The 7,458-nt window shown below is 30.5% G+C and carries 8 protein-coding genes; 1 reads left to right on the top strand and 7 read right to left on the bottom strand.

From position 1 onward, the window contains the following. Positions 1-383: 383 nt before the first annotated feature. From ACH2BG_RS07475 to ACH2BG_RS07450, 6 genes are all read right to left on the bottom strand, one after another. A complete protein-coding gene (locus tag ACH2BG_RS07475; protein ID WP_395047082.1) occupies positions 384-1,055 on the bottom strand; it encodes a hypothetical protein in 672 nt (223 codons plus the stop codon). 850 nt (positions 1,056-1,905) lie between these two features. After that, on the bottom strand, positions 1,906-4,056 hold the full coding sequence (locus tag ACH2BG_RS07470; RefSeq protein ID WP_395047081.1) for a peptidase domain-containing ABC transporter: 2,151 nt from the start codon (positions 4,054-4,056) through the stop codon (positions 1,906-1,908). 301 nt (positions 4,057-4,357) lie between these two features. Continuing rightward, the gene (locus ACH2BG_RS07465) at positions 4,358-4,879 is read right to left on the bottom strand and encodes a TlpA family protein disulfide reductase (RefSeq protein ID WP_395047080.1); all 522 of its coding nucleotides are present in this window, start codon (positions 4,877-4,879) and stop codon (positions 4,358-4,360) included. An 84-nt stretch (positions 4,880-4,963) separates the two neighbouring features. Further along, a complete protein-coding gene (locus ACH2BG_RS07460) occupies positions 4,964-5,596 on the bottom strand; it encodes a hypothetical protein (protein WP_395047079.1) in 633 nt (210 codons plus the stop codon). Between the two features lie 446 nt (positions 5,597-6,042). Then, complete coding sequence (locus ACH2BG_RS07455) at positions 6,043-6,243, bottom strand: hypothetical protein (protein ID WP_395047078.1); 201 nt, start codon at positions 6,241-6,243, stop codon at positions 6,043-6,045. A 40-nt stretch (positions 6,244-6,283) separates the two neighbouring features. Next, positions 6,284-6,511 (bottom strand): hypothetical protein, encoded by a 228-nt coding sequence (locus ACH2BG_RS07450; protein ID WP_309756845.1) that lies wholly within the window; start codon positions 6,509-6,511, stop codon positions 6,284-6,286. Positions 6,512-6,710: 199 nt separating this feature from the next. Here ACH2BG_RS07450 and ACH2BG_RS07445 point away from each other — a divergent pair, with 199 nt between their 5' ends. Continuing rightward, positions 6,711-7,070 (top strand): helix-turn-helix transcriptional regulator, encoded by a 360-nt coding sequence (locus ACH2BG_RS07445; RefSeq protein ID WP_309756846.1) that lies wholly within the window; start codon positions 6,711-6,713, stop codon positions 7,068-7,070. Between the two features lie 6 nt (positions 7,071-7,076). On the opposite strand, the gene ACH2BG_RS07440 is transcribed toward ACH2BG_RS07445, so the two are convergent. After that, the coding region (locus ACH2BG_RS07440) for a DNA repair protein RecO (protein ID WP_395047077.1) at positions 7,077-7,458 on the bottom strand (382 nt) is incomplete at its 5' end.

Raw genomic sequence — 7,458 nt, 5'->3', positions numbered from 1 at the left:
AGTCAAGTCCTTTGTATTCAGTAAATTTTGTGCTCATTTTATCCTTTTCTTTAATCGAAGTGCGAAAGTAATAAATTAAAGTCGAAAGTTGAAAGTCGCAGGTCGAAAGTTACGCTTTAAGCCAAAATCGATCTATTGGGATTTTGTCAAAGAAGGAAAAACACTTTTACGCATCTCCTTCTAATTCAAAAAAATCATTTACTGGTTTGTCAACAATTTTGATTGTTTCAATGCTAAAACTAAATTTCGACTGCGCTCGATTGGACAAAGTTGCTAATTTTTGTGGGCACGGATTGCAAATCCGCGCTATCGGAGCATGGATTACAAACTAGCGATAGCGAACCAACGAAGTAAATCCGCCCTAGTGGGTTTGCTAAAGTCTTTTATTTAAATTCGATGTTGACTATGAAATAATGTGGAATATTAAAATGTTCCCCAAGTTTGTCAGCCGCTATATTTGATTGTGCAACTTCACAATATGAACCCGAACCATCTTTGTGAATTGTTGGTGTTATAATTGCAAAGACTGCATTTTTTTTATTAATATCTAGGTTTAATTCTTTTTTAGTTCCGAAAAAATCTTTCAATGCATATTTTTCAGATTCTTCAAATAATTTAAAGAATGATTTTTTGCTTCCAAATTTTTGTCCTTTTATATAAGCCTTTAATTTTCCATCAGTCATTTTAAAAAAGAATTTTAAGGATTCTTTGTTGGAATCAATTTTAAAATAATCACTTTCAGAACCATCAAATAATATTGATGTGTTTTTCAATTTTCCGTTTTTGTATTCTTCTATGCTTACAGTAATAAATTTTCCATTTAATTCATTGCTCTCTAAAGTCAATCTTTCTATGTAAATATTTTCAAAGTCAATGAGACCTTGAATATCGATATTTTCACTTCCATAGTTATTAGTCATTTTGACTGCGTTTTGGGCAAATGCGATATTAGACAACACTAAAAAGATCAATAATAATTTAATTTTTGTTTTCATTATCTTGTGTTTAAATTTTAATTTTTCATTGAGGTTACTCTTAATATTTCCAAGCTCCACGCAATTTGAACTCTACATTAAACCCATTCTTGAAGCTTGTCACATAAGTTTTAGCAAAAAAAAGTAAATCTCGACTGCGCTCGACTGGACAAAATAGCTAATTTTTGTGGGCACGGATTGCAAACCCACGTTATCCGGTAATATTTAAAAAAGCGCGTTCTATTTTTAGTCAATTCTTCATTATGTACTCTTTTTTAAATTGTTAAAATTCAATAATATAGTAACGTAGAAAAGTGTTATTTGTTTGTGTTCTTTATCGAGTTATGATATTCTAAAAAAAAATTGCACGACAAGAATAGGTATCCTGCTGCTTTAATCCACTTGCTAATATTGTAATCCGTAAATATTTGTAACGAAAAGATAGTTATTGAACTCAAAATTAAAATTAGTTTTATATGCTTCATTTCATGATTTTAATATAGTTAGAAACCTGCGTATTTACCGCTCGGCGAAGTCTCCCGACTTCGACCTTTTCTTGAATGTTCTTGTTATACGTAAATCTAATAAAAGTCTCCCGACTTGTTCGTAGATGTCTTATTAAATTCAAATCGTTAAGTGATAAATCATAATACTCCATTTTAAATAAAACTACAAAATAATCCAAACGGTTACTTTGTATTTTTTTATCCCTTTTGAAACGCTAATTATTCTAAGGATAGTTATAGTAAAAATTCGTGAGACTTTTATCACGTTTACGGATGGCGAAACGATTTAAAATGGCGCGAAGTCAGAGACATTCGCGCAGCAGCCCGCAGTCTTTAAGTACGTTTTTTTTAAGGACACTTCGAGCAGCGGGGTAATAGCAAGCATTACAGGGTTATGATTAAAAACGGACAATCAAAAAAAACGATTAAGCTTTCCAATAATCACTATAAAAATTGCTTGTTTTCATTAATTCCTCATGATTTCCGAAAGCTGAAATAGATTTATTTTCCAAAATATATATATTATCGGCATTATTTCGTAGCGCATTCAAACGATGAGAAATAAAGAAAATGGCGCAATTTTTTTTTACCTTTTGTAAAAGTTCAATCGTAAATTTTTCAGTGTTCCTATCCATTGCAGCGGTAGCCTCGTCTAGAATAAGTAGCTGTGGCTTTTTATATAAAGCTCTTGCTAAAGCAATCAATTGTTTTTGTCCACCAGATAAATTGATTCCTTCTTCTCCAAGAATAGTAATTAATCCTTGCGGGAATTGGCTAAAATAAAATTCAAAACCATATTCTTTTAAAAACTGTACAAAAGCTTCTGGATTTTCTGTTTTTCCTAGTAAAATATTATCAATTACATTTCCGTTAAAAATCATAATTTCTTGTGGAATTACACCTATCAAATTGCGGTAACATTCTAACTCAATCTCAGCTAAATCAAATTGATTATTTACAATTATTTTTCCTTTTTCAAAATTGTAAAAACGTTGCAGAATCTGGCTTAAAGTACTTTTACCACTGCCACTTTCGCCCACTATAGCTGTTATTTTTCCCTTTTCAACGGTTATGTTAATGTTGGAAAACAATTCATTTCTTCCTGCAAACCGAAAAGAAAGATTTCGCATTGATATAGAATCAATTTCTGTTAAAGGCTGTCCTTCTTCTTTCTCTTTTTCTATCGATGCAAATTCAAACATTCTAATAAATGCAATTTTGGCTTCGTTTATAGGAATCGATATTAAAGCCAAATTGGCAATTGATGGCAATAAAGAACCTGAAATTCCTAAAACTGCCATCAATTCGCCTAGCTGCATTTCCTTATGAAAAACCATTATAGATGTATAAACCAAAATACCAATTAAGAAAATCACGCTGGACAATCCTGCTTGCCACGACAATTGAATATTTATTTTACCTAAATTGAATATTTTTTCTTGAAAATCTCCAAAAATAGATTCATTTACATTACCAAAAACAGTCTGACGGTTGTTGTTTTTTATGGTTTCAATACCTTGCATTGAAGAAACGTAATTACTTTCGTTCAAGGCATAGCATTGCATTACCTCTCTTTGTGCAATTATTATTTTTTTATTACTTCGATAAATAATATAAAAATAAATAGGCAAACTAATTATCGACATTACTGCTACTTGCCAAGAATACAAGAATAAAAAAATAATCGAAACAATCGCAACCAAAATATCGATAACAAGATTACTAGCCAGCAATTTTATCACGCTTTGTATACGACTAGTATCGTTTAAACGGGCGATTAATTCACCAATTTTACGATTGTCAAAAAAAGATTTTGGCAAATGCAATAAGGAATTGTAAAATTGAAAGTTTATTCTATTATTAAAATCTTTGGATTGCTGGAGCAAGAAAAATTCTCTTAAAATCATAAAACCAACTCTAGCCAAAAGCAAAATGGTTAATAAAACAATTCCAGTAATCAATTTTTTGATATTATGCGAGGGCAAAATCTCATCAATAAGTTTTTGTGAAAATAGCGACATAGCCATTCCAAGACTAGCCACAAAAACACCAATTATAATACTAAAAAACAACAACTTGTAATCGTTTTTGAGTAAGTTTACAAAATACTTTTTTTGTGCTTTAGTTGCTTCTTTATTAGTTACAAAGTTTTCGTTTGGCGACAAGACTAAACAAATTTTTGATGCCCAAATTTTGTCTAATTCTGTTTCAGACAAATAATATAATCCTTTAGCTGGGTCACCTACCAAAAAACCTCTTTGTTCGTCATATTCGTAACAAACCACATAATGCTCAGAATTTTCTCCTATCAACAAATGTAATATAAGTGGTTCGTTGTGCTCTTTAAGACCTTGCATTTCTCCTCGAATGCCCTCAGCGGTAAAACCCAACTCATTGGCTACTTGATACAAACCAAGCATTGTTGTGCCCTGTTTGGTTGTACCGCTTAACTCTCTTAGTTTTTCTAAAGAATTATTACCATTATAAAATTTAATAATTGATAATAAACAAGCTACGCCACAATCAGACTGATCCAATTGTAACGTGTGTGCTTTTTTAATTTGTCTTGAATGCAATGTAATTTGTTTTAATTGGGGTTACGGTTAAAATCAATTGAAGTTTTAAAGTATGTACCAGATGTTTTTTTTATTTGTCTGGCATAACATCCTTATTATCGGTTACGATAAAAAATAGACTAATGGATTAACTAACAGAAATGTACACAGTAAGGAAAACACGAATGACACGATCCATATTATGCAGCAAGAACGGCAATATGTTGGATTTTTTTTTAGTATGTGTTTTTATAAATCTGAAAGCTACACTAATTCGCTATCGCTCAGGTCAAAAAATCGTTAAGCAACGATCTAAAATCATTTAGGCTTTATTTAACAATTTTAGAATAGTTTGAACTTTAACTTGTCCTTTAATTTTTTTTAGTAAATTCTTTTCCTTATCATATACGACAATAGTTGGTAGAGATTTTACATCGAAAGTAGTCGCGAAACTAACTTTCGAATCGCATAAAAAATAAATATTTGCATCGTTGTTCAATTTATAGGTTATTGCGAAAGTCGCTATTTGTTTTGGTTCCTCAAAGGAGATAAAAACAAGTTGAACATTTTTGAACTGATTTATTTTCTCCTTGATTTGAGTTGCTTCGCTTTGGCAATGCTCACACTCGCTGTTGAAATACAAGAAAACGGTGGCTGTATTTTCTTTCAAGTCTTTGTTAGAAAACGGTTTACCCTCTAGCGTTTGGTACTCAAAAACTGGAATGATTTTGATATGCTCCGCCACCTCCTTTTTTTGCCTAATTTTAGTTACCACCTTGTAGCCCATAAACGCCAATATAGACAAAACGACTATGAGAATAATTATTTTTAGAATTTTTTTCATTTTGATTTTTTTTCATAAAGACACAAAGATTTGCGCAATATTCAGCAACTCAGCGTTATTTTTGTGTCTCTCTGCTGTTGAACTTTATGCCATATTAAGTGTAATAAACATCACCGTTACCACCCACAATAGCAAGGCTAAACCATAACTATATATCACAATCTTTAAACCATCATCCATATTGGTTTGTGTTGCTTTACCAATATTATAAGCCAGTATGAGCCAATATGTAATCTCAAATAAGTTAAGTGTTTGAAACGGATAGATAAACCAAGGCTCTAGCCCTTCAAGTCCCACAATATTTAAGGCTGATAATGGATAAAAATATTGAATATCCTCCAACTTGTAGCTAGTTTTAAAGTAATAAAACCATATCATTTTAAACACTGGCACTAACAAAAATACAAATTCTGCACTTAGTACAATACCCCATAATTTTTTAAAACTAACTAGTATTTTACTATAAAAAAAAGTACCCATATATAGAGTACCAGCTATTAGGCTAGTTTTGATAATGGTCACAAGCGGAACGATAAGATATCCGACCCAATGCCATTTTTCCTGAAATGCAAAAGCATTTTCTATCTGTTTTTTAGTAAGTTGCTCATTAAAGGAATTATATAGAAGATCTTTAAGACCGATTAAACTATTTGTAATTTCTGTAAGTAAAACTAAAGCTGTTGAAAGAAATAACAACTTGTAAAAACTGCTTTTCATTTTTAAAAATATTGGTTAAGGCGAGAGTTAAATAATAATTTATCAAAAATTAGTTTTTATAAAATCTCTGTACATAAATTAGTTTTTTTGATTAATTGTTATGAGAATTTTGAAAATAACAAAAGTATTTACTGGATATTTAAAATTTAATTCCAAATAAAAAAGCCTTCAAAAATGAAAAAATCATTTAAAAAGACTTTTTAAATAAACTGCTATTTACTTAGTAATTTTTATCCTTTCTACAAAGACTAAAACTGATTAACTCATAAATACCTATTGCTACAACAGATAAAAATACTAAGTATTTAATTACTATCTCAAAGTTGTTCAAGCTGTCAACGTACGACACATACAAAATTAGAACAACTAATATTACTTTAAATATTTTCATAAATTTATATTTCTTCATGTTTCAGCTAATCATTAAAAGTCGTTCTTACTAAAAATTATTTGTATGCATCATAAAGAACACACCCCACTGATGCACCTACAAGAACTGGATGAGGAAAAAACATAGTTCCTATATAGACAGATGTACAAACACCATCCCAAAATCCTCTTGAAGCAATCGTTTTCTCCATTTCAACCACATTCAATTTCTTATTGACGTCCCTAAGCGACGTTTTCATGATAATATTTTCTTCCATATTACAAATTCTTATATTACTAATATTTATTTAAATTGATTTACCCACAATGATTTGCTGAAGCCCATACAGAACAAGCAACAGCAGAAATAGGTGCTAATTCAAAAAAAGGTGTAAAAAGCAACACAGCAGCTGATCCACAAACAATACCCATAGTTGTACTTTCACAAGGATTACTACGACTCCCTTTAATACTTTCCATTTCTACTAATGACATCTTGCTTTCGATATTAGCAAGGCTAATTCTTTTAATTTCTAAATTTTTCATAAATGTAATTATTTAATCGTTAATAAATGTTTTTATAAGATTTTCATAGGAAAACCCTTCGTACAAATAAAAACTAAATACTTTGTGTTTTAAAATCAAAAACAGCACAAGTTTTGCCGTTTTTGATATAATTTTTACCGAATTTGACATTTTAAATAAATTTATTCTAATTTTGTATAACTAGTCACAAAAGATACTTATGGATATTGGTACAAAATTAAAAAGTTTGCGCATCGAAAAAAAATTAGAACCAAACGATATGGCTTCGAAACTTGCTATTTCTGAAACTACTTACAGAAGATATGAACGCAACGAAACAACTCCCGATGTAAATATGCTTGAAAAAATTGCATTGGCTCTTGACAAAAACTTCCTTGACTTACTTCCTGATGGGATCATTTTTAACAACAAGATGCAAAAAGGAGGTATAGCACTTGCTTATCAGTCGACTATCTCCCAACAATCGGAAAAACTCATTACTGAAAAAGACTTAAGAATATTAGAGAAAGACGAAATTATTGCTGACTTACGGGCTAGATTAAAAAAGTACGAACTTTAAAAGAATTTAGGAGAAAACCTCTTTTAAAACATCAAGTGATTTTGGTTTTCTAAAGCCGTCCAAGTGGAAACTATAGTAATCAATCAGTATTTTTAGAAGGATTTGGCGTTCTATGACATGGAATATTTTTTGACTGTTGTCGAATTTTAAATCAATCAGTTTTTTAAACAAATTACTTTCATGTTCGGTAAGCGAACTAACGGCATGAAAAGGTGTAAAAACTCCTTCGATCATTTCGAAAAAAGGCATATCGACATCAGAAGTATCGGGGTAAAATCCCAAATATTTGGTAGTTTCTAATAATAGGATTAGGTGAAAATTAGCTATTTCATCGTGGTTGTCTAGCCAATGTAATGCGGTTTCTAAAAATGTAAAAAGTGATTCGTTT

This window comes from Flavobacterium sp. (genome assembly GCF_043779715.1).
Lineage (GTDB): Bacteria > Bacteroidota > Bacteroidia > Flavobacteriales > Flavobacteriaceae > Flavobacterium.
Note: the sequence above shows the minus strand (reverse complement) of the source record. Positions and strands in the feature narration are given on the sequence as shown.

What these genes read in the sequence shown, in the direction of transcription:
- ACH2BG_RS07465 (WP_395047080.1), bottom strand. Translation starts at nt 4,879, where the DNA reads ATGAAAAAAATTCTAAAAATAATTATTCTCATAGTCGTTTTGTCTATA.
- ACH2BG_RS07460 (WP_395047079.1), bottom strand. Translation starts at nt 5,596, where the DNA reads ATGAAAAGCAGTTTTTACAAGTTGTTATTTCTTTCAACAGCTTTAGTT.
- ACH2BG_RS07455 (WP_395047078.1), bottom strand. Translation starts at nt 6,243, where the DNA reads ATGGAAGAAAATATTATCATGAAAACGTCGCTTAGGGACGTCAATAAG.
- ACH2BG_RS07450 (WP_309756845.1), bottom strand. Translation starts at nt 6,511, where the DNA reads ATGAAAAATTTAGAAATTAAAAGAATTAGCCTTGCTAATATCGAAAGC.
- ACH2BG_RS07445 (WP_309756846.1), top strand. Translation starts at nt 6,711, where the DNA reads ATGGATATTGGTACAAAATTAAAAAGTTTGCGCATCGAAAAAAAATTA.